20 protein-coding genes and 1 riboswitch are annotated in these 21149 nt (G+C 46.1%); of the genes, 18 read left to right on the top strand and 2 right to left on the bottom strand.

Features of this window, described 5'->3' with window-relative positions; genetic code table 11:
* Positions 1–24: 24 nt before the first annotated feature.
* From pbpC to HZU75_RS02630, 3 genes are read left to right on the top strand one after another with little or no spacing between them, the layout of a single operon-like run.
* Positions 25–2157 (top strand): penicillin-binding protein 1C, encoded by a 2133-nt coding sequence (pbpC, locus tag HZU75_RS02640; protein WP_180307665.1) that lies wholly within the window; start codon positions 25–27, stop codon positions 2155–2157.
* A gap of 34 nt (positions 2158–2191) precedes the next feature.
* Complete coding sequence (locus HZU75_RS02635) at positions 2192–2662, top strand: hypothetical protein (protein WP_180307664.1); 471 nt, start codon at positions 2192–2194, stop codon at positions 2660–2662.
* Positions 2659–3003 (top strand): ribonuclease E inhibitor RraB, encoded by a 345-nt coding sequence (locus HZU75_RS02630; RefSeq protein ID WP_228028163.1) that lies wholly within the window; start codon positions 2659–2661, stop codon positions 3001–3003. The genes HZU75_RS02635 and HZU75_RS02630 overlap by 4 nt, the downstream gene beginning before the upstream one ends.
* Before the next feature lie 55 nt (positions 3004–3058).
* On the opposite strand, the gene HZU75_RS02625 is transcribed toward HZU75_RS02630, so the two are convergent.
* A complete protein-coding gene (locus tag HZU75_RS02625; protein WP_180307663.1) occupies positions 3059–3562 on the bottom strand; it encodes a M48 metallopeptidase family protein in 504 nt (167 codons plus the stop codon).
* On the opposite strand from HZU75_RS02625, the gene HZU75_RS02620 reads away from it, so the two are divergent.
* Together HZU75_RS02620 and HZU75_RS02615 are read left to right on the top strand one after the other, a co-directional pair.
* Complete coding sequence (locus HZU75_RS02620; RefSeq protein ID WP_180307662.1) at positions 3561–3713, top strand: hypothetical protein; 153 nt, start codon at positions 3561–3563, stop codon at positions 3711–3713. The genes HZU75_RS02625 and HZU75_RS02620 overlap by 2 nt on opposite strands.
* 125 nt (positions 3714–3838) lie before the next feature.
* Positions 3839–6649, top strand: a complete 2811-nt coding sequence (locus HZU75_RS02615; RefSeq protein WP_228028162.1) for a glycosyl hydrolase family 18 protein — start codon at positions 3839–3841, stop codon at positions 6647–6649.
* A gap of 174 nt (positions 6650–6823) precedes the next feature.
* On the opposite strand, the gene thiC is transcribed toward HZU75_RS02615, so the two are convergent.
* Entirely contained in the window at positions 6824–8737 is a 1914-nt protein-coding gene (gene thiC, locus HZU75_RS02610; RefSeq protein WP_180307661.1) for a phosphomethylpyrimidine synthase ThiC, read from the bottom strand.
* Positions 8738–8835: 98 nt separating this feature from the next.
* Positions 8836–8938, bottom strand: a riboswitch (TPP riboswitch).
* 92 nt (positions 8939–9030) lie between these two features.
* Here thiC and HZU75_RS02605 point away from each other — a divergent pair.
* The 13 genes from HZU75_RS02605 (at position 9031) to HZU75_RS02545 (ending at position 21124) form a co-directional block, all read left to right on the top strand.
* Complete coding sequence (locus HZU75_RS02605; RefSeq protein WP_180307660.1) at positions 9031–9678, top strand: protein-L-isoaspartate O-methyltransferase family protein; 648 nt, start codon at positions 9031–9033, stop codon at positions 9676–9678.
* A 171-nt stretch (positions 9679–9849) separates the two neighbouring features.
* Entirely contained in the window at positions 9850–10917 is a 1068-nt protein-coding gene (locus HZU75_RS02600; RefSeq protein WP_180307659.1) for a Wzz/FepE/Etk N-terminal domain-containing protein, read from the top strand.
* Positions 10918–10984: 67 nt separating this feature from the next.
* Complete coding sequence (rfbB, locus tag HZU75_RS02595; RefSeq protein WP_180307658.1) at positions 10985–12046, top strand: dTDP-glucose 4,6-dehydratase; 1062 nt, start codon at positions 10985–10987, stop codon at positions 12044–12046.
* 2 nt (positions 12047–12048) lie between these two features.
* A complete protein-coding gene (gene rfbD / locus HZU75_RS02590; RefSeq protein WP_180307657.1) occupies positions 12049–12963 on the top strand; it encodes a dTDP-4-dehydrorhamnose reductase in 915 nt (304 codons plus the stop codon).
* A 32-nt stretch (positions 12964–12995) separates the two neighbouring features.
* The gene (gene rfbA, locus HZU75_RS02585; protein WP_180307656.1) at positions 12996–13871 is read left to right on the top strand and encodes a glucose-1-phosphate thymidylyltransferase RfbA; all 876 of its coding nucleotides are present in this window, start codon (positions 12996–12998) and stop codon (positions 13869–13871) included.
* A 68-nt stretch (positions 13872–13939) separates the two neighbouring features.
* Positions 13940–14485 (top strand): dTDP-4-dehydrorhamnose 3,5-epimerase, encoded by a 546-nt coding sequence (gene rfbC / locus HZU75_RS02580; protein ID WP_180307655.1) that lies wholly within the window; start codon positions 13940–13942, stop codon positions 14483–14485.
* Positions 14486–14492: 7 nt separating this feature from the next.
* Positions 14493–14897, top strand: a complete 405-nt coding sequence (locus HZU75_RS02575) for a sugar 3,4-ketoisomerase (RefSeq protein WP_180307654.1) — start codon at positions 14493–14495, stop codon at positions 14895–14897.
* Positions 14897–15352 carry an acyltransferase gene (locus HZU75_RS17615; protein WP_180307653.1) on the top strand — a complete coding sequence of 152 codons (456 nt, stop codon included), beginning with the start codon at positions 14897–14899 and terminating at the stop codon, positions 15350–15352. Before HZU75_RS02575 ends, HZU75_RS17615 begins: the two co-directional genes overlap by 1 nt.
* Positions 15353–15355: 3 nt before the next feature.
* Positions 15356–16447 carry a DegT/DnrJ/EryC1/StrS family aminotransferase gene (locus HZU75_RS02565; RefSeq protein WP_180307652.1) on the top strand — a complete coding sequence of 364 codons (1092 nt, stop codon included), beginning with the start codon at positions 15356–15358 and terminating at the stop codon, positions 16445–16447.
* Complete coding sequence (locus tag HZU75_RS02560; RefSeq protein ID WP_180307651.1) at positions 16444–17694, top strand: O-antigen translocase; 1251 nt, start codon at positions 16444–16446, stop codon at positions 17692–17694. The genes HZU75_RS02565 and HZU75_RS02560 overlap by 4 nt, the downstream gene beginning before the upstream one ends.
* 388 nt (positions 17695–18082) lie before the next feature.
* Entirely contained in the window at positions 18083–19228 is a 1146-nt protein-coding gene (locus tag HZU75_RS02555; RefSeq protein ID WP_180307650.1) for a hypothetical protein, read from the top strand.
* A 46-nt stretch (positions 19229–19274) separates the two neighbouring features.
* Positions 19275–20135 (top strand): hypothetical protein, encoded by an 861-nt coding sequence (locus HZU75_RS02550; protein ID WP_180307649.1) that lies wholly within the window; start codon positions 19275–19277, stop codon positions 20133–20135.
* Positions 20132–21124 (top strand): glycosyltransferase family A protein, encoded by a 993-nt coding sequence (locus HZU75_RS02545; RefSeq protein ID WP_180307648.1) that lies wholly within the window; start codon positions 20132–20134, stop codon positions 21122–21124. The genes HZU75_RS02550 and HZU75_RS02545 overlap by 4 nt, the downstream gene beginning before the upstream one ends.
* Positions 21125–21149 lie beyond the last annotated feature (25 nt).

Below are 21149 nucleotides of genomic sequence, written 5' to 3'. Positions count from 1 at the left end.
GGCTGACCACCTTTTGGATTGTGCATGAAGTTATCTCTGTGGCCACTTGTGGCGGCACTCGTCGTTGCGCCAGTCTGGGCCAACCCCAGTTTTAAAGAAGTGAAAGCCGCTTGGCGCTCGTCTGACGTGCTCTTGCTCGACCGTCAAGGCGCGCCATTGCAGCGAGTTCGCGTTGATATGAAAACGCGCAAGCTCGATTGGGTGGCCTTGCCCGATATTTCGCCCGCGATGCGCCAAGCCTTGTTGATATCCGAAGATAAACGCTTTTACCAGCACAGCGGTGTTGATTGGTCGGGCGTCGCGGCCGCCGCGTGGGGCAATGTATGGAATACCAAAACGCGTGGCGCATCGACCATTACGATGCAGCTGGCTGGTTTACTCGATGATGATCTGAAAGCGAGTAATAGCGGCCGCTCGGTTTGGCAAAAAGTTGGGCAGTCGTGGTCGGCAACTTGGCTGGAAAAGGAGTGGAGCAAGGCTGAAATCCTTGAGGCCTATTTAAATAAGGTCAGCTTTCGCGGTGAGATTGTCGGCCTTTCCGCACTCTCACATACGCTATTTGGCAAAACGCCAGCGGGTTTGAATTTAACCGAAGCGGCGATTGCCACCGCCTTGATTCGCGGGCCAAACGCCAGCGTTGATCGCGTTGCCAGCCGCGCGTGCAAAATTGTGCAGGATTTGGGGCGGCAGGCATCGTGTTCGAGTATCAAAGTCGATACCGAAATCGCCATCTCGCGCAGCAAAGCACCGAACCCGTTGGCGGAAAACGAAGCGCCGCATTTTGCGCGCAAACTGATTGCGCAAAATAAAATCAGCGCTGGTAGCACAGTTAAAACCACTCTGTCTTTGCCGCTGCAGCAGTACGCCAATGCGATGTTACGCCGTCACTTGGCGGCACTGGCTAAACGCAATGTGCAAGACGGAGCGGTCATCGTGCTTGATAACCGCAGTGGTGATATTCTGGCGTGGATTGGCTCGTCAGGCGCTGCTACGTCGAACGCGGCGGATGTTGATGGTGTAACAGCGCTACGCCAAGCGGGCTCCACCTTAAAGCCATTTTTGTACCAATTGGCGTTCGAGCAAAAATACCTGACCGCCGCGTCTTTACTCGACGATAGCCCGTTGGATTTACAAACCGCAGGCGGGCTATACGCGCCACAAAATTACGCCAAAGACTTTAAAGGGCTGGTATCGGTGCGTACCGCGCTGGGCTCATCGCTGAATGTGCCTGCGGTACGGGCGATAGAAATGGTCGGCCCGAATGCGCTGCGCGATCGGCTGTTTGCACTGGGGATGAAAAGTCTGGAGCAAGATGGCGATTACTACGGCGCGAGTCTGGCGCTCGGTGCGGCGGATGTACGACTTATTGAGCTGACCAACGCCTACCGCACGCTCGCCAATGGCGGGGCTTGGTCGGCGCCGCGTTGGACTCTCGTTGAGCCTGCAGTGAAACCCAAACCGCTACTTGATCCGGCCAGCAGCTTTATCGTCGCCGATATTCTGTCAGACCGCAGCGCGCGCGCGCGAACGTTCGGGCTGGAAAGTGCGCTATCAACGCGCTATTGGAGCGCGGTGAAAACCGGTACCAGCAAAGACATGCGGGACAACTGGACTATCGGTTTCTCGCGTTTTGTTACCGTCGGCGTTTGGGTCGGCAACGCTAGCGGCGAGCCGATGTGGGATGTCTCAGGCATGCACGGCGCTGCGCCGGTATGGCAAGCGGTACTCAGCCGCGCGCAGCAATCGGCGCCAGCCTCACGAGCGCCCAGCCCACCGCAGGGAGTGACTAGCCGCGACCTTAAGTATCAAAACCAGATTGAAGCCAGCCGCAAAGAATGGTTTCTGGCTGGCACCGAGCGCGAGCTGATCGTCGCCGAAACACAGCCAGAACAAAACCAAGCGCCGGGCATCATTGCGCCGCTCGACGGTAGCATCTTCGCGCTCGACCCCGACGTGCCGCCCAATAACCAGCGCTTGGTATTCCGCGCCCGTGGCGTAGCGAATGCGCAATGGTGGCTAGACGGCAAACAAATCGGCCGCGGCAACCAGACCAAATGGTTCCCATGGCCGGGGCGATACCAGCTTGAACTGCGCGATGCGCAGGGGAAGGTGGTACAGAAGGTGGGGTTTGAGGTGCGCGGGGCAGTAGTTAAGTAAAATACTCTGGTACGCGAATAATATTGGAACAGGTATGGCAACACGAGAAATTAATCGAATTTCACAAATAATTTTGTGGATGGCTTTGGGTTGCTACCTGATTGCACTGTATTTACATCCATACACCACCAATAATCCTAGTTCATCATTAAGTGGGCTCTACATCCTGTTTTTTGGCTGGGGAGGCGTTTTATTGTCCAAGGCTAATCTGGCGTGGTTTGCCAACCCCGCGATGCTGTTGAGTGTGCTTTTGATTAAACAACATCCTAAAACCAGTGTAGTTTTGGCGACGCTGGCGGTGGGTTTGGGCTTAGATTGTTTACGTTTTTATAGTTTTGGCTTTGATTCAAACCGTGATATTTATGCTGGTACAGTAACGGGGATTGAAGCAGGTGCCTATATATGGCTATCCAGCTTGATTTTGGTGTTAATTGCACAGCTCATTCAAATTAGTTTTCGCGCTGAAAAGAAGAGCAGAAGAACAAAAAAACTTAAAGGTAAATGATGATCACCCTAGACCAACTCGAAGAATTGTTCGCCAGCATCCGTGACAACACCGACTGGGATTTATCCGCGCCGCTGTTGTGGGGCTATTTTTTTACTGCTGATCAAGATGAGCAGCTGACCGATGTCATTCCGCTACTCGAAGCGCAGGGTTATGCCTTTGTGGATTTGTTTATTCCGCAGCTCGAGGCGGGCAAGCAGGAGTATTTTGTGTTGCATATGGAAAAAGCCGAGGTGCATACCACAGCATCACTGTTCGCGCGCAATGCCGAGCTGGTCGACTTCGCTGCGCAGCACGGTTTGCGCAGTTATGATGGGATGGATGTTGGCCCGCTAGCGTGATTAGCTTGGTATGTTGCTACGGTTTAATTTATATAAAGCCTGTAGCGATATACCCTTAGTTATTTGCGAGGCCCAGATCTTGTACCGTTAGGTGCAGCCGCAGATCGAATTCATATTGTAGATAATTGGGTTCCATATGCTGGCACAGTTGGTAAAAGGCCTTGTTATGGTCTTTTTCTTTTAAGTGTGCCAGCTCGTGCACAACAATCATTTTTAAAAATTCGGGTGGCGTATTTTTAAATAGCGTCGCAATGCGGATTTCATTTTTACTTTTCAGCTTGCCCCCTTGTACCCGCGCAATTTGCGTGTGTAGCCCCAGCGCGTGATTAATCACGCTGATCTTGCTATCAAAACCCACCTTGGAAATTGCCGCCGCATTGCGGAAAAACTCGGATTTTAATTCGCTCACATAGTCATATAAGGCTTTATCGGTTTGTATTTGATGCCGGTTGGGGTATTTCTTGGCCAGCATCGGGGCTAATTGATTTTTGGCGATCAAGGCCTGCACTTGTTCAATGAGCGGGGCTGGGTAGTGGGCAATATATTTGAGTTGCTGCATGGGCAAAGCGGCTGGGGTGATGTTTGGGCAAGGCGCTGATTTTAAGCGGATTTGCCCAATGCTGCTTGAGTTTTGTGGTGCAGGCGATTGCTTGCTGGTGATTGGGCGCGGCAATGGTGTGCGATGGTTCTCTTACAAGTGCAAAGATTAACGATTGTTAATGTGCGTGTGTTGCGGTGGCAGGGGGTTTTCCCTAGTATGCACTTGTAGTGGTATTTTTATTCACTACACAAAAATACCACTATAAAAATCCCTAAAATTGGATGGAAGAGAGAAATGCAAACTAAATTTGTCATGCGCACGATTGCGCTCGGCATTTTTGTCGCTGCGGGTTCGGCCCAAGCGGCAAATTGTGCTGCGCCATGGTCAAGTGCTACGGTGTATTCCGCTGGCGGTACTTTGGTGAGCCAAAATGGCCATAATTATTCAAACAAATGGTGGACGCAGGGTGATGATCCGAGCAAGTCTGCAGATTGGGGTGTTTGGGCTGATCAAGGGGTTTGTACCACTGGTACTGTGACCCCTGCACCAACTGCGGTTGCCACTGCTACACCGACGGTTATTCCAAGCTCTGCTCCGACAGTAAAACCGACTACTGCGCCAGCTACGCCAAGCCCGATTCCGAGCGCAAAACCAACCGCTACTCCAGCCGTGACTACTCCTCCAGTAGGCGCATGTGTTATTTGGGCTGAGGGTGCGAGCTATAAAGCGGGTGATGTGGTCAGCTACAATGGCGTGACCTATACCGCTACTAGCGCGCACACGGCTTATGTCGGTGCTGGCTGGACACCTGCTACTACGCCAACTTTGTGGAAAGTAGGCGGTAGCTGTGACGGGGTTGTGCCAACTGCAAGCCCTAAACCAAGCGCTACCCCAGTTGTGTCACCAAGCCCAACTCCACAGGTAACGCCAACCGCTACGCCAGTTATCACCAGCAGCCCTAAACCTAGCGCTTCGCCGACTGCGACGCCTGTGATTACTCCGACAGCGACTCCAAGTGTGACTCCAAGTGTGACTCCAAGCGCAACGCCGGTTGTGTCGCCAACGCCAACACCATCACTGCCACCAGTTGGGAATAATGATCAATGCCGCCCAGATGGGATGGTGAGTGGTGTCGCGAACGTGCCTTATTGCTTGGCCTACGATAGCAATGGCCGCGAAAAACTGGCGAATGGTTTGCAGCGCCGGAATATTGGCTATTTTGCCAACTGGCGCGCAGGGAAAGATCCGAAGCAGGGTACTTATCTGGCCCACAATATTCCGTGGAAACAGATGACGCACATCAACTACGCCTTTGCGCATGTTGATAGCAATAACACCATTTCGGTGAATGCGGATGCGGCGGATAACGAATCGACCAAACTTACTTGGCCCAATATTCCAGAAGCGGCGATGGACCCTGCGTATGCTTACCAAGGCCATTTCAATCAACTTAACAAATATAAAAAACTCAATCCCGGCGTGAAAACACTGGTGTCGATTGGGGGTTGGGCTGAAACTGGCGGCTATTTTGGCGCCGATGGCAAACGCGTCGCATCGGGCGGCTTCTATGCCATGACGACCAATGCGGACGGCACAGTTAATACTGCAGGGATTAACGCATTTGCTGATTCAGTTGCGGCATTTGTTCGTCAATATGGCTTTGATGGCGCGGATATCGATTACGAATATCCAACTACGATGGAAAATTCGGGTAACCCACTCGATTGGTCATTTGCTACTCCACGCCAGAAAGGGCTGCAAGCGGGTTATCGTGAGTTGATGCGCGTGTTGCGTGACAAGCTCGATACAGCGGCTGTGGCCGATGGTAAGTACTACCAATTGACTGCTGCGGTGCCTGCGTCAGGCTATTTGTTGCGCGGCATGGAAAGCTACCAAGTCACCAAATACCTCGACTTCGTGAACGTGATGAGCTACGACTTGCACGGCACATGGAACGAGTTTGTTGGCCCGAACGCTGCGCTGTTTGACGATGGTAAAGACGGCGAATTGGCGCGTTGGAGTGTTTACACTGACGCGCAATACGGTGGTATTGGCTACCTCAATACCGATTGGGCTTACCGATACTACCGTGGGTCTATGCCTGCAGGCCGTATCAACGTTGGCGTTCCGTACTATACCCGTGGCTGGTCGAATGTGACTGGCGGTAATCACGGTCTGTGGGGTACTGCATCGACCAATACTTGCCCACCGGGCGTAGAAGCACCATGCGGCATTGGCGCCAAAGGCATCGACAATATCTGGTTTGATGTCGATGAAAAAGGCAGCGTGGAAGATGCAGGCTCTAACCCAATGTGGCACGCGAAAAACCTTGAGAAAGGCATCGCCGGTGATTACCTGAAAGATTGGGGCTTCACTGCCGCCGATATCGTTGGCAAGTATGATCGCTATTACGATGCAACGCTGGTGGCACCTTGGTTGTGGAATGACAGCAAGAAAGTCTTCCTGTCGACCGAAGATGAAGAATCAATGCGCGTGAAAGCGGATTGGATCATCAAAAACGGTATCGGCGGCGCGATGAACTGGGAGTTGGCTGGCGATTATGATTGGGATGCTAACCGTACCAATCTGAATGGCACTAAAGGCCAGTACGTACCAGGCGCTACGTTGACTACCTTGCTGGCTGATAAATTCCGCAGTGCAACGCCATATGGCAATACGCGTGCGAAAACTGCAATGCCAGCACAAGTGCTTGATATCACGGTTGAGTTGACCAAGTTTGGCTTGGGTGATGCGGGTAACTACCCAATCGCACCGACGCTGCACATCGTCAACAACACCGGGCTGAAATTGCCAACGGGTGCAAAACTGACGTTCCAATACCCAGTTTCAGCGCCAGCCACGATGGCAGGTAGCGGTCTGACTATCGTGTCAACCGAGCACACTGGCAACACCATCGGTGGTTACAAAGGTGACTTCACAACTGTTGATGTAGCCTTGCCAGCAATGGCAGCTGGTGCGGTCAAAGACATCAAGCTCGATTACAAACTGCCAATCTCTGGCCCATCGAACTTTGTGATTACCGTGAATGGTAAAACTTTCGCTACCAAACAAGAATTCCCACAAAAAGCGGTGGGTGCTTGGTAATCGATAGGGTATCTGCTACTAGCTATTGATATTTTGATAGCTACAGCGATATACCTAAAAGCCCGTGTCAAATGACACGGGCTTTTTTATGTTTGATGGAAGTGCAATACGTGGCCGCATAAAAAAAGCCACGCGAGCGTGGCTTTAGTGATTTTAGGGTATTTTAGCTAGTGCTTAAGCTTTATCGTACAGCTTTGCGCCACCCTTGATAAATTCAATCGACTTGGTTTCCATGCCTTTGGCCAATGCAGCTTCAGCATCGATGCCTTGCTGTTCAGCATATTCGCGCACGTCCTGTGTGATTTTCATCGAGCAGAAATGAGGGCCGCACATTGAGCAGAAGTGAGCGACTTTAGCGCTGTCTTTCGGCAGGGTTTCGTCGTGGAATTCACGCGCGCGGTCTGGGTCTAGGCCGATATTGAATTGGTCTTCCCAGCGGAATTCAAAACGTGCTTTCGACAAAGCGTTGTCACGAATCTGCGCGCCCGGATGACCTTTGGCCAAGTCGGCTGCGTGGGCGGCCAATTTGTACGTGATGATGCCTTCTTTCACGTCGGCTTTGTTGGGTAAGCCCAAGTGCTCTTTTGGCGTTACATAGCAGAGCATTGCCGTGCCATACCAACCAATTTGCGCCGCGCCAATCGCCGAAGTGATGTGGTCATAACCAGGGGCAATATCGGTCGTCAATGGGCCAAGGGTGTAGAACGGCGCTTCGTGGCACCATTCCAGCTCTTTATCCATATTTTCTTTGATCAATTGCATTGGCACGTGGCCCGGGCCTTCGATCATGACTTGTACGTCGTGTTCCCAAGCGATTTTGGTCAATTCGCCCAGTGTTTTCAATTCGCCCAATTGCGCTTCATCGTTCGCATCCCATACTGAACCCGGACGCAGACCATCGCCAAGCGAGAACGCCACGTCGTAGGCTTTCATGATTTCGCAGATTTCTTCGAAATGCGTGTACAAGAAGTTTTCTTTGTGATGCGCCAAACACCATTTGGCCATAATCGAGCCGCCGCGTGACACGATGCCAGTCATACGATTGGCGGTCATTGGCACGTAGCGCAACAATACGCCGGCGTGGATGGTGAAGTAGTCAACGCCTTGCTCGGCTTGCTCGATCAACGTGTCTTTGAAGATTTCCCACGTCAGATCTTCGGCTTTGCCGTTTACTTTTTCCAAAGCTTGGTAGATAGGCACCGTACCAATTGGTACGGGTGAATTGCGTAAAATCCATTCGCGGGTTTCGTGGATGTTTTTACCAGTCGACAGATCCATGATCGTGTCGGCGCCCCAACGGATGCCCCAAGTCATTTTATCGACTTCTTCGGTGATGCTTGACGTAACGGCGGAGTTACCGATATTGCCGTTGATTTTCACCAAGAAATTCCGGCCGATGATCATTGGCTCTGATTCTGGGTGATTGATGTTATTCGGGATGACTGCGCGACCCGCAGCAACTTCATCACGAACGAATTCAGGCGTGATTTTTTCTGGGATATTTGCACCGTAGTTTTGACCTGGGTGCTGGAACAGCATCATTTTGGCGAGCTTTTTGCCCTTCTCACCGAGTGCCAACAGGCTTTCAGTGTATTTTTCGCGCTGTAGATTTTCACGGATTGCAACGTATTCCATTTCTGGCGTCACGATGCCTTTGCGCGCGTAGTGCATTTGCGACACGTTTTGGCCTGCTTTGGCTTTGCGTGGTTTGCGCTGTAATTCGAAACGCAGATCGTCGAGGCTCTTGTCGGCTTCGCGGGCACGGCCGTATTCGCTGGTCATACCGTCGAGCAATTCGGTGTCGTTGCGCTCTTCGATCCACGCTGCGCGGATTGGAGCGAGTCCTTTACGAACGTCAATGGTCGCGTTCGGATCGGTGTAAGGGCCAGAACAGTCGTAAACGTAGATGGGGGGATTTTGTTCGCCGCCAAACATAGTTGGGGTATCAGCTTGGCTGATCTCGCGCATCGGCACTTGAATATCGGGGCGTGAGCCTTCGACATAAACCTTGCGTGAATTGGGTAAAGGCTGGATGGCGGCAGAATCAACCACTGCTTCGGTGGCTAAGAATTCAACTTTGGCGTTCATTTTATGGTCTCCAATGATATTCACGCATTCGGTTTACAGTTGGCGATATGCCACTGAGATATCGAATCGAAATACGGACGAGGGGAGACAGAGTGAGGGATGAAACGCACTCGCTTCCCTTCGCCGGTATTAACCGGATCAGGTTCCAAGGGTGTTTCTCATCCGGCTAAAACAACGTAGCCAGAACCCCTAGCGATATGAATGAATGTGAAATTAAAAGAGTTGTGGGATAATTGCAAGATATATTCGATTAACACTGGCCGAGAATGGTCAAGCTTTGAGGTGACACAAACATGGATTGGGAAAAAGCACGTTATTTACTGGTAGAACAACAAATCCGCCCATGGAATGTGCTGGATGCTAAAGTGCTCAATCGCATTTTGCATACTCGCCGCGAAGACTTCGTGCCAGCCGATAAAAAAGAGCTCGCCTTCGTTGATGTTGAGTTGCCACTGGGCAATGGTCAACTGATGTTGGCACCTAAGGTAGAAGCGCGTTTGCTGCAGGAAATAGCTCTGCAAGAAACTGATAAAGTCTTGATCGTTGGAGCAGGTACAGCTTACTTGGCAGCGCTGGCAGCGGGGCTCTGCGCTGAGGTTGTAGTAATTCAAGCGGATACTAAACAAGCAGAATTGGCGAATGGTGCACTGAAAGCAGCAGGTATCAAAAATGTGAGTATTGAAGTAGGTGTTACTCTCACTAGCAAGCAATGCCCATTTGATGCCATCATCGCTGCCGCATCATTTGAGGCAACTCCAGATGAACTGGTTAAGCAATTGGCGCCAGAAGGGCGCTTGATTACGGTGCTGGGTAATGAGCCAATCATGCATGCAACTGTTGCTCAATTGGCCGCCGAAGCAAATGCTAAGCTCGTGACGCGGCAAGTGTTTGATTACAACCTAGCACGCTGGAAAAACGCGGACAGCGTGTTTGCCTTCTAAGGTGTAATTGACTTTCGTGAAATCTTGACGAAAAAAACCCGCCCTAGGCGGGTTTTTTGCTTACAAATTGACTAAATGATGCTGTAGTTAGGTAAAATGCATGCCACAAATAATATGACTACAGATGCCATTTTATTTTTCGCCTACCTCTAACTCGAATAAGAATTAAAAATGTCTAACGATTCAACGCCAAATCAACTTAAAGAGCAATCTTCCACCGATGATGTGTCACTGCTAGATCTGGTTCTTGTTTTGGCTAAACACAAAAAAAAGATTATCGGGTTACCACTAATGGCTGGCGTGCTGGCCGCCGTGGTTAGTCTGACATTGCCGAACGAATATACCGCAACGCTAAAAATTGCCCCTTCAAAAAATGCGGCAGTATATAACTGGGTGCTAACTAATGACCAGGTGTTGGAAGAGATATCAAAAGAATTCAAGCTTGCGGAGCACTATGGCGTTAAAGGCCGCAAAGCTACACGCAGTGCGATGGCAAAGCAGGTCAAGGTTGCATTGAACGCGAAAGATGGTTTTTTAGATGTGAATGTGAGTGATGAATCGCCTGAATTTGCTGCAAAACTAGCTAATCGAATGGGGGGGGCGTTACAGAGCAATCTGTACACGATGCGCTTACTCGATATTTCTAAAGGTCGTTACGATCTAGAGCTGCGCCGTGATATTGCGGCTAAGAATAAGGCCAAATTTGATACTCTAATCACCCAGCCAGAAATGGCAAGCACTATTGCGCTACTGTCGCCTGCTGACCGTTATGGTATTACCAGCCTTGCTGCGATTCAGGCGGAGTCAACTCTGCAGGGGGGGGTATCAGACCTCATGCAAAATGAATTAGTCCGTATGCAAGACCAGCTTGCTAGTCTGCAGCGTCTCGTTGTTGATGGCATGAAAAAACAATCCTCGGCAACGAATACAGGCTTGTGGATTGCTTCGGTTGATGCTTTGCAGCAGCAATCCTATTGGGGTGCATTGATTGAGCGCCTGGATCGCCGCATTGATCTGTTAAAAAAACAAGAACGAGACGAGTTGAAAATGACCGCCGCAGAAGTGCCAGATGAGAAATCAGGCCCTAGGCGCGCGCTAATTGTACTTTTATCAGCCTTTGCCGCATTGTTTGGATCTGTGCTGTGGGCGTTTATTGCGGAGGCTTTCATCAAGTCGCGTGAAGATGAGACCTCAACCGCCTTGATGAGTAAAATTGTTGCCGCATGGCGTGCTAAGTAAGTTGTAACTGGATTGGGTAAGCCTCACTGTCTGTGTTTGTCGCGTAAAATATATTCGGAATGTTGCAATGACAATTTTAGTAACTGGTGGTGCAGGATTTATCGGCGGTAATTTTGTACTTGATTGGCTGGCTGGTTTCGATGAGCCCGTTGTGAACGTAGATAAGCTGACGTATGCCGGTAATCTCGATACCCTCAAAGCTCTAGAGGGCGATACCCGCCATGTCTTCGTCCGTGCCGATATTGGTGATCGTGAAGTCATTGGCCGCCTGTTGGCGGAGCACAAACCCCGAGCAGTGATTAACTTTGCTGCCGAATCACACGTAGATCGCTCTATTCACGGCCCAGGCGATTTCATCCAAACCAATGTGGTCGGCACGTTCAATCTGCTGGAAAGCGTACGTGCTTATTGGAATGATCTGTCTGCGGATGAGAAGGCGGCTTTCCGTTTTCTGCATGTATCGACTGATGAAGTGTATGGTACGCTGGAAGCGAATGATCCTCCGTTCAGCGAGACCAACACTTACGAGCCAAACAGCCCCTACTCGGCGTCAAAAGCCGCTTCGGATCACCTGGTTCGCGCATGGCATCACACCTACGGTTTGCCAGTGTTGACAACTAATTGCTCGAATAACTACGGTCCATACCACTTCCCAGAGAAGCTCATTCCGTTGGTGATTTTGAATGCACTCAATGGTAAACCACTTCCGATTTATGGCGATGGCCAGCAAATTCGCGATTGGCTGTATGTGAAAGACCATTGTTCAGCGATCCGTCGCGTTCTTGAAGCTGGGAAAGTGGGCGAAACCTACAACGTTGGCGGCTGGAATGAAAAAGCCAATTTGGACGTGGTGAAAACCATTTGCGGCTTGCTCGATGAATTGCAACCTCGAGCGGATGGTCAAGGTTACGCCGAGCAAATTACCTATGTTACCGATCGCCCGGGGCACGACCGCCGTTACGCGATTGATGCGCGCAAACTCGAGCGAGAATTGGGCTGGAAACCTGCTGAAACGTTTGAGTCGGGGATTCGTAAAACTGTCGAGTGGTATCTGACGAATCAGGCGTGGGTGCAAAATGTAACCAGCGGTGCATACCGCGAATGGGTATCGACCCAGTACGGAGCCTGATCATGGCTTTGAACGCAATACCCAAGATACTCGTCACGGGTAAAAATGGGCAAGTAGGCTTTGAACTGCAACGTAGCCTCGCCGTATTGGGCGAGGTGATCGCGGTGGATCGCGAAGAATGCGACCTGTCTAATCCTGCTGCGATTCGAGAGCTGGTGCAGCGCGTTCGGCCAGACATCATCGTCAACCCCGCTGCGTACACCGCAGTAGACAAGGCCGAGTCTGAAGTTGAGCTAGCCACAGCGCTGAACGCGATTGCACCACAAGTGCTCGCCGAAGAAGCTGCCAAGCTCGGTGCTTTGCTCGTTCACTATTCGACCGATTACGTGTTCGATGGCAAAAAAGACGGTTACTACGTTGAGACCGATAAGCCTAATCCGCAATCGGTGTACGGCAAAACCAAGCTGGCGGGCGAGTTGGCCGTGGCTGCCGCTAACCCGCGCCATTTGATCTTCCGCACCAGCTGGGTCTTTGGCGTTCATGGCGGCAACTTCCTTAAAACTATGTTGCGACTGATGCTGCAACGTGATGCGCTCAGTGTGATCAATGATCAATACGGCGCACCAACGTCTGCTAGCTTGCTCGCCGATGTCACTGCCCAGATCGTCGCGCAGTACGTACGTAGTGCCGACCAATCCAACTTTGCCTACGGTACCTATCATCTGCTGGCGGCAGGTGAAACGTCATGGTATGGGTATGCGTTGCTGATTAATGAATTTGCTACTCTGCAGGGTTATACCCTCAAGATCGCAGCCAAAGATATTCAAGCGATTCCAGCAAGTGCTTACCCGCTACCCGCGCCGCGTCCAGCAAACTCGCGGCTTGATTCCCGCAAACTGCAAAGCACCTTCGGTCTAGTCTTGCCGCAGTGGCCAAGTGCCGTCCAGCAGGTAATGATGCTGATTAAGCAAGCCTAGCCACCAGATATAGACCCATTGAGGACATGAACATGGCAAACCGTAAAGGCATTATTTTGGCAGGTGGTTCGGGTACGCGCTTGTACCCAGCGACCATCGCAGTCTCAAAACAACTGCTGCCGATCTACGATAAACCAATGATTTACTACCCGCTCAGCACCTTATTGCTGGCGGGTATTCGCGATATTCTGATCATCTCCACCCCACAAGACACGCCACGCTTTGAGCAATTGCTCGGTGATGGCAGCCAGTGGGGGATAAAACTGCAGTACGCCGTGCAACCAAGCCCGGACGGTCTGGCACAAGCTTTAATCATTGGTGAAGATTTTATCGGGAAAGATAATGTGGCGCTTGTGCTAGGCGACAATATTTTTTACGGACACGAGTTAGTTAGTTTGCTGTGCGATGCTAACGAACAGCAGAATGGAGCAAGTGTTTTTGCCTACCACGTGAATGATCCAGAGCGTTATGGTGTGGTGGAGTTTGATGCACTAGGCCATGCTATATCGATTGAAGAAAAGCCAGTAAGCCCAAAATCAAATTATGCGCTAACAGGGCTTTATTTTTATGACAATAAAGTTGTAGAAATAGCAAAGAATATCAAGCCATCAAAACGAGGTGAGCTGGAAATCACCGATGTGAATGAAGAATATCTTCGTCGAGGTAGCTTAAGAGTAAAAATAATGAATCGTGGGTATGCTTGGTTGGATACTGGAACTCATGAATCCATGCTAGATGCAAGCCAATTTATTCGAACCATCGAAACGCGACAAGGCCTAAAGGTGAGTTGCCCTGAGGAGATTGCATTTCGAAAAGGTTGGATTAACGAGGCTCAATTAAGAAAGCTTGCTCAATCTTTAAGTAAGAATGCATATGGACGGTATTTAATAAGTTTGCTCGATAGTTAATTCATCGTAAATTGTTATTAGGTATTGTCGTAACTTTTATGAAAATTAATTAGGCTTCGGAGCTTGCTATGAAAGTAATTGATACGATTATACCTGAAGTTAAAATTATTCAGCCCAGTGTATTTCATGATAAAAGAGGATACTTTCTGGAAAGTTACAATCAACTGCGCTTTGAAGAGTATCTGGGGCGACAAATTAACTTCGTACAAGACAATCACTCACATTCGGTACACCGAGTGTTGCGAGGCCTGCATTATCAAATTGGAAAGCCGCAAGGTAAACTGGTTCGCGTTACGAAGGGTGAAGTATTTGATGTTGCAGTTGATTTGCGTGAGAGTTCTACAACCTTTGGGCAATGGACTGGAAGAATTTTATCTTCTGAAAATCATGAACAGCTTTGGATTCCAGAAGGATTCGCCCACGGTTTTTATGTTTTATCGGCAACCGCAGATTTACATTACAAATCAACTGATTTTTGGTTTCCTGAGTGTGAGCGCACTATTTTATGGGACGATGGTAATTTAAATATTCAATGGCCTTTAACAATGCAGCCGATTGTTTCAGATAAAGATGCTAAGGGCATAGACTTCAGTCGCGCAGAAAAGTTTAGATAGGAAAAAAATGCAAATAAAGTTAATTCAGCTGCAAAAACATGGTGATGAACGTGGTTCTTTGGTGGCCTTAGAGGAAGAAAAAAATATTCCTTTTCCCATTAAACGTGTTTACTACTTATTCAAAACCCAAGATGGTGTGCGTCGCGGGCTTCATGCTCATAAAAAGCTTAAACAAGTGGCGATTGCGGTACGTGGTTCTTGCCGTTTTTTACTTGATGATGGGGATGAAAAAATTGATCTTCTTCTGGATAATCCTGCTCAAGGATTGCTGATTGAGTCATTCATGTGGAGAGAAATGTATGATTTCAGCGATGATTGCGTGTTGATGGTGCTTGCGGATGATTATTATGATGAAGGTGATTATATTCGAAGTTATGAAGAGTTTCATGCATTAGCTCATGGTGGGAAATAATGATTCATCAATCAAGTGATGTTCAAACAAAAGCAATTGGAAACAGAACTCTGGTGTGGCAATTTTGCGTTATATTGCCAAATGCTCAGATTGGAAATGATTGTAATATCAATGCACATTGCTTCATTGAAAATGATGTAATTCTAGGTGATCGCGTAACTGTAAAATCAGGAGTTTACCTGTGGGATGGCACTCGATTAGAGGATGATGTTTTTATTGGTCCAAACGTTACATTTGCAAATGATAAATATCCTAAATCAAAGCAATATCCAGATAAATTTTATGGTACTACTGTAAAAAAAGGCGCATCAATTGGTGCGGGGGCTGTCATCTTACCGGGCGTGACTATTGGTGAAAATGCGCTGATTGGTGCGGGTGCGGTTGTTACAAAAGATGTAACAGCAAATTCAATCGTAGCTGGCGTACCTGCAAGACTAATGAGATATTCAGAGTAAAATATGATTCCATTCTTAGATTTGAAAGCAATTAATGCCGCGCACCGTTCAGAATTAATCGATGCTTTTGCCCGTGTGCTAGATTCGGGTTGGTATATTTTGGGTAATGAGGGAAAGCGGTTTGAATCTGCTTTTGCTCAATATTGCGCTACACAGCATTGTGTAGGGGTGAGTAATGGCCTTGATGCACTGCATTTAATTTTGCGCGCCTATGGTATTGGGGCAGGCGATGAAGTGATTGTGCCATCCAATACTTATATTGCAACATGGCTAGCTGCGACGTATGCGGGTGCAACCCCTATTCCTGTTGAGCCACGGCTTGATACCTACAATATTGATCCGACATTGATTGAAGCCGCGATTACCCCGCGTACCAAGGCAATTATTGCTGTGCACCTGTATGGTCAGCCAGCAGATATGGATCCAATTATGGCCATTGCTGAAAAACACAAACTCAAAGTCATTGAGGATGCAGCACAAGCCCATGGTGCATTGTACAAAGGCCGTAAGGTCGGCAGTTTAGGTCATGCTGCTGGCTTTAGTTTTTATCCGGGGAAGAACTTGGGGGCTTTGGGTGATGCGGGTGCGGTGGCAACAAATGATGCTGAATTGGCTGAGAAAGTACGGGTATTAACAAATTATGGCTCAAAAGTTAAATACCATAATGAAGTGAAGGGCTTTAATTGCCGCTTAGATGAATTGCAAGCTGCATTATTATCAGCAAAGCTGCCATATTTAGATTCAGAAACCAAGCGACGTAAAGAGATTGCTGCCAAATATTCTGAAGGCTTGAAAGGTCTCCCACTTGTTTTGCCTGTTATTATTGAAGGTGCGGAATCTGCTTGGCATTTATTTGTAATTCAAAGCCAAAATCGGGATGAATTGCAAATGCAATTAACAGAGCGTGGAATTGGAACAATGATTCATTACCCCATTCCACCGCATAAACAGTCTGCATATATAGAATTTGTGGGCATGCATTTGCCAATTTCTGAGCAAATACATAGGAATGTTTTAAGCTTACCAATCGGACCGACAGTTACAGATGAAGAGGTTGAGCAAGTAATTTCCGCAATAAAGACGCAATTACGATGAAACGGTTTTTTACCATCCTAGCATCCACCGGTTTATTAACGTTAGTTCGCCTTTCTAGTGGTTTTATAATCGCCAAAATTGTCGCTACATACACAGGGCCGAGTGGACTAGCTATGTTGGGGCAGCTGCAAGGTTTAATTGCTATTTTATTTGGAATAGTTACTGCACCACTAGGGAGTGGTGTTGTTAAATATACAGCTGAATATATTGCGGATGGTTATGAAGCATGTGCCCCATGGTGGGAAGCAAGTTTAAAATGGCTAATGCTATTGCTAGTTATGGTAGTAATTCCTACTCTTGTATTATCAGGCTTTATTTCTGAAATTTTGTTTGAAAGTTCGGGTTTTTATTGGTTGGTTTGTTTGGTTGCAATTTTATTGCCATTGGCATCAATAAGTGCTTTATTTGTTTCTATTTATAATGGAATGCAAGATTATAAGCGGTATACAATTTTAAGTTCATTGTCATTGGTCTGTGCGACGATATCAATAATCACACTTACAATCTATTTTGGATTGTATGGCGTTTTAGTTGGCGCATCGATTTTTTCGGCCGTTTCTGGCGCATTTTTTATATGTGCTTCATTACGCCAACCGTGGTTTAAAATTAAATTTTGGTGGGGGAGGGCAAATCAATCGCATTTTAAACAGATTGGAGGCTTTGCTTTGATGTCTATAGTGGGGGCAATTTGTTTGCCGACTTCAATTGTCATAGTGCGATCTATGTTGATTTCTTATACGGGACTTGAAGCTGCAGGGCATTGGCAGGCGGCATATAAAATTTCAGAAGTGTATCAGGCCGTTATCACTGTAGCTGTAGGTACATTTTATTTGCCGCCACTTGCAAGTGCTCGAGGTAGAAAAGAAATTTTTAATCAATTATTAATTTTTGCGAAATTGTTGTTTCCTGTAGTAGTCATGGTTTTTGTTTTCGGCTCAATATTTAGAGATCAGATTGTTGTTTTGTTGTTCTCAAAAGAATTTGATGTAGCGGCTGATTTTGTAATGCTTCAATTGCTCGGAGATGCTGCGAAAATAATAAGCTCGCTATTTGTGTACCCGATCATTGCGAAGAAAGGTGTTCGTGTATTTGTTGTTGGTGAATTATTGTATTTTTTAGCGATAACTATGTCGTCTTATTTTTTCATCAGATCTTTTGGCGTCAGTGGTGCTAGTTTGGCTTATGTGATGGGCAGTTTTATTTACTTGATTTATGTGGCTTATTCTTACAAAGTATTTGATTTTTAATGTGTGATATTTTTTGCAATTTTTTATAGATTTTTTTGTTTTATGTCTTGATATTGCTGTGCAAAGGCTGCCTCGATTTTAAGCGTGCGTATATCTAGGCCGTTAGGGTGGCTTTAATTGTCTGCATTCTGGAGGTGGGGGTAAAACATGCGAATTGCGCTAATTGGATTGATTTGTTCAAGGCCTGAAGAATTTTAGCAATGTCTAAATCGTGTTATTAGGTGGCTCTCAGTGATAGTTATGGTCTTTTGATGAAGGTTTGTAGTGTTAATAATATAAATTTCATTTTGTTGTTCTTTTGTGGGTTAATAAAATTTGTTTTCTTTAGAAAAAGTTTATGGGCCAGTATATATCATAAGCTGCGTCAACAAGCTGCAGAGAGACTAAGATGAAGGATAGACTGCCTTTTGTGTGGTGGATTTTTTTACTTGCACCTGTGTTGACTTTTTTTAAAGCACCACTTGGTTTGAGTGTTGGTGATTATTTGGTTTTGTTTTGTTTTTTATATTTGTTTTTCTTTGGGGGTATTGAAAAAACGTTTTATTTTTTTTCGATGACTATGGTTATCCTGTTCGTACCGTATTTGACGTACTATTTTTGCTTTTACAGTGAAGGGGTACTGCCAGTTCTGAGGATGATCTTGTTCGCTTTCTTTTGTCTGTTTTTTTGTGGATGCAGAAAACAAGACTATGCCTTTCTTAAGGCATATGGTTTGATTGCAACCATTGCAGGGGCATGTCTAGTATTTCAATGGGTATTGTTTAATTATTTTGGTTATTTTTTTACATATTTTGATTCAAAGTATGGCATTGAAGAAAATGCACTTTTGTTAATGGATTTATCGAAGGATCAATACCGAACTGGTGGATTATTTCGGGAGCCTAGTTATTTTGCAGTATTTACAGCTCCGGCATTATTTTATTTTGCAAGAACGAGACAGTGGCTTAATTGGTTCTGGATGTCTTTTTGTGTTTTTTTAAGTACATCAGTGCTGGGATTAATGTTTGTTGTTTTATCTTTAATCGTGCAAATGGTTTATCTGGTAAGGAACAAGTTGGTTGTTATACTCTTCTTGGCGATATTTGTTCTGTTGACATATGTTGCGATAGTTACAAATACATTACCAGAAAGGCTTGTTGAAACCCTAAATGGAGGGGCAAGTTTTAGGGCGAGAGTTCTAGATGGTAGTGAAGCAATATTTGATTTGCCAAAGTATGCGTTTTATCCGAATTTAGAAGTGTGGTCTCTTATTGAAGCTAAAGATGGTTTTTGGCTAAATTCGTTTTACTATCTTATTGTGATGTTTGGTTTTGGGGCGGGGATTTTATGGCTGCTCTATTTTATGTGTGTACCTAATATTTTGATTCTAGTCCTGTTTGTATTATTAATGACGACAAACAGTGTTTCCTCTCCGTATTTTTTAACTGCTACTGTTGTTTTGAGAGCGTTGGTTCGTTCTACGGTACCAGCAAAAAAAATGAAATTGCTGAAATGTAATATTGAATTTTATATTGTTTGTAGGGAACTTTTTTGAGTTTGTACTGCCATGTGCGCAGGCTTTGTTAGGATTAGGGGATTTTATGTCATTTGAGGAAACGGTCTGTTTGGTTGTAAATTCTTGTGATAAATATAATGATGTTTGGATTCCTTTTTTTAGCGCCCTGAGTGATAAATGGCCTGATTGTAAGTGCAAAATATTATTGAATACCGAAACGATGGTGTTTCATTGGGATGGCTTAGATATAAAAACGTTACAACTCGATGAGGCTGAAAAGGAAATCCCTTGGGGGGCAAGGCTTAAAAAGGCTGTAGCATTAACAGATACTGAGTTTATACTCATGCTTTTTGATGATTACCTTCTTGAGGAGATGGTTGATGTTGCTGAAATCAATCGCTGTTACGAATTCATGAAGATACAACAAGATATAGCTGCAATATATTTTCTTAATAGTGGAATTTCGGTTGAGCAAAGTACGGATCTAGCGGGTTATGATTTAGTGAAGCAAAACTCAGATTATAAAATTAACTCAGCTCCTGCGCTGTGGAGGCGCAAACATCTAGAAAATTATATTGGCGATATTGATACTCCTTGGGCTTGGGAGTTTTTTGGATCTGCACGGGCTTTTAAAACTGTTCATAAGTTTTATGCAATATCATCAAATGCTTTGTCGCCATTTGTATATCAATACGACTTAGGTGGCGCAATTCATCGAGGCAAATGGGTGGAGAAAGTTATAACTAATGCTATTAATAGATATGGTTTGAATTTAGATTTAAGTAATAGGGGCGTGTCAGATGGACGAAGTTATCCGCATTCTTTTTCTTGGCGTGTGAAATTTGTTTGGCTGGGTTATAGAATGATTGGTTTCGACATCTTTATTTTTATAAAAAATGCATTAGAGAAAAGGGTTAAGAGGTTGATTAAAAGGGGTTTCCTTTGACTGATTTTGTGTTTGTTGTGATAACGTATAATCACCAGAGCTATATTATTGAACACTTGGAGAGTATTAAATATCAGGTTGAAAAATACGCGAATGGTCGCCTGATTAAGTTAATTGTGTCTGATGATGGCTCGAAAGATAAAACGATACAGTTGGTTAAATTTTGGTTGGCAAGTAATAGTCAATTATTTTCTGAAGTTATTGTGAAGTCTGATGGTGTGAATAGAGGCACCTGTTTAAACTATACATCAACTTGGGAGTTTATTGACTCTGAGTTTTTTAAGATAACTGCTGGTGATGACGTCTATTCAAAAACCAATATTTTTGAATTTGCTGAGGGTGTGAGTGGAGTTGATATTCTGTCTGGTGCTCCGCTGTTGTTAATTGATGGGGTTGTTGTTAATGATTTTTCATTAAATTTTCATCTTTTTGCAGGGGCTAGAATATATAGGAATAACTTTCTCGCTAGGTTAGAAGGTCTTAGTGTGATAAATACGCCTAGTTTGTTTTTTAATAGAAAAATTATTCAAATTGATGGCCTTGTAGATTTTATAAATCAGTATAAGGTTGTAGAAGATTTTCCAATGCAGATCAAAATTGGTGAGGCTATTCCAGAAGTTCAGTTTGTTCAAAGTACTGATGTTGTTGTTTATTATAGAAGAACGTCTGGTTCCGCATATATAGTAAAGAATGACCTTTTCTCGCGGGATAAGAAAAGCTTGTACGAGTATTTATTGTCTCGCAAAACGGGCTGTCTAGGTAGGTTACTTTTAAGAAATAGATTGTTTTGTTTCGGTGTTCAAAATAAATTGTTCAGGCTTGTACTTAATTTAAATTTGATTCCGTATCTGTTGAGATTGATTCCTTGTTTTGTACATGCAAGCCAAAAGGCTGCAGGTGTATCGATTGGAACTCATCAAGAGCATTATATGCTGCTAAAACGTCGTTCAGATGCAGTTATTGAATTGTACGAGAATTCCTTGCGCTGACTCTTTTCTTGTAATGTGGCGTTGA

The sequence above is a fragment of the Chitinibacter fontanus genome (assembly GCF_013423785.1).
Lineage (GTDB): Bacteria > Pseudomonadota > Gammaproteobacteria > Burkholderiales > Chitinibacteraceae > Chitinibacter > Chitinibacter fontanus.
This window is presented reverse-complemented; position numbering and strand designations above follow the sequence as displayed.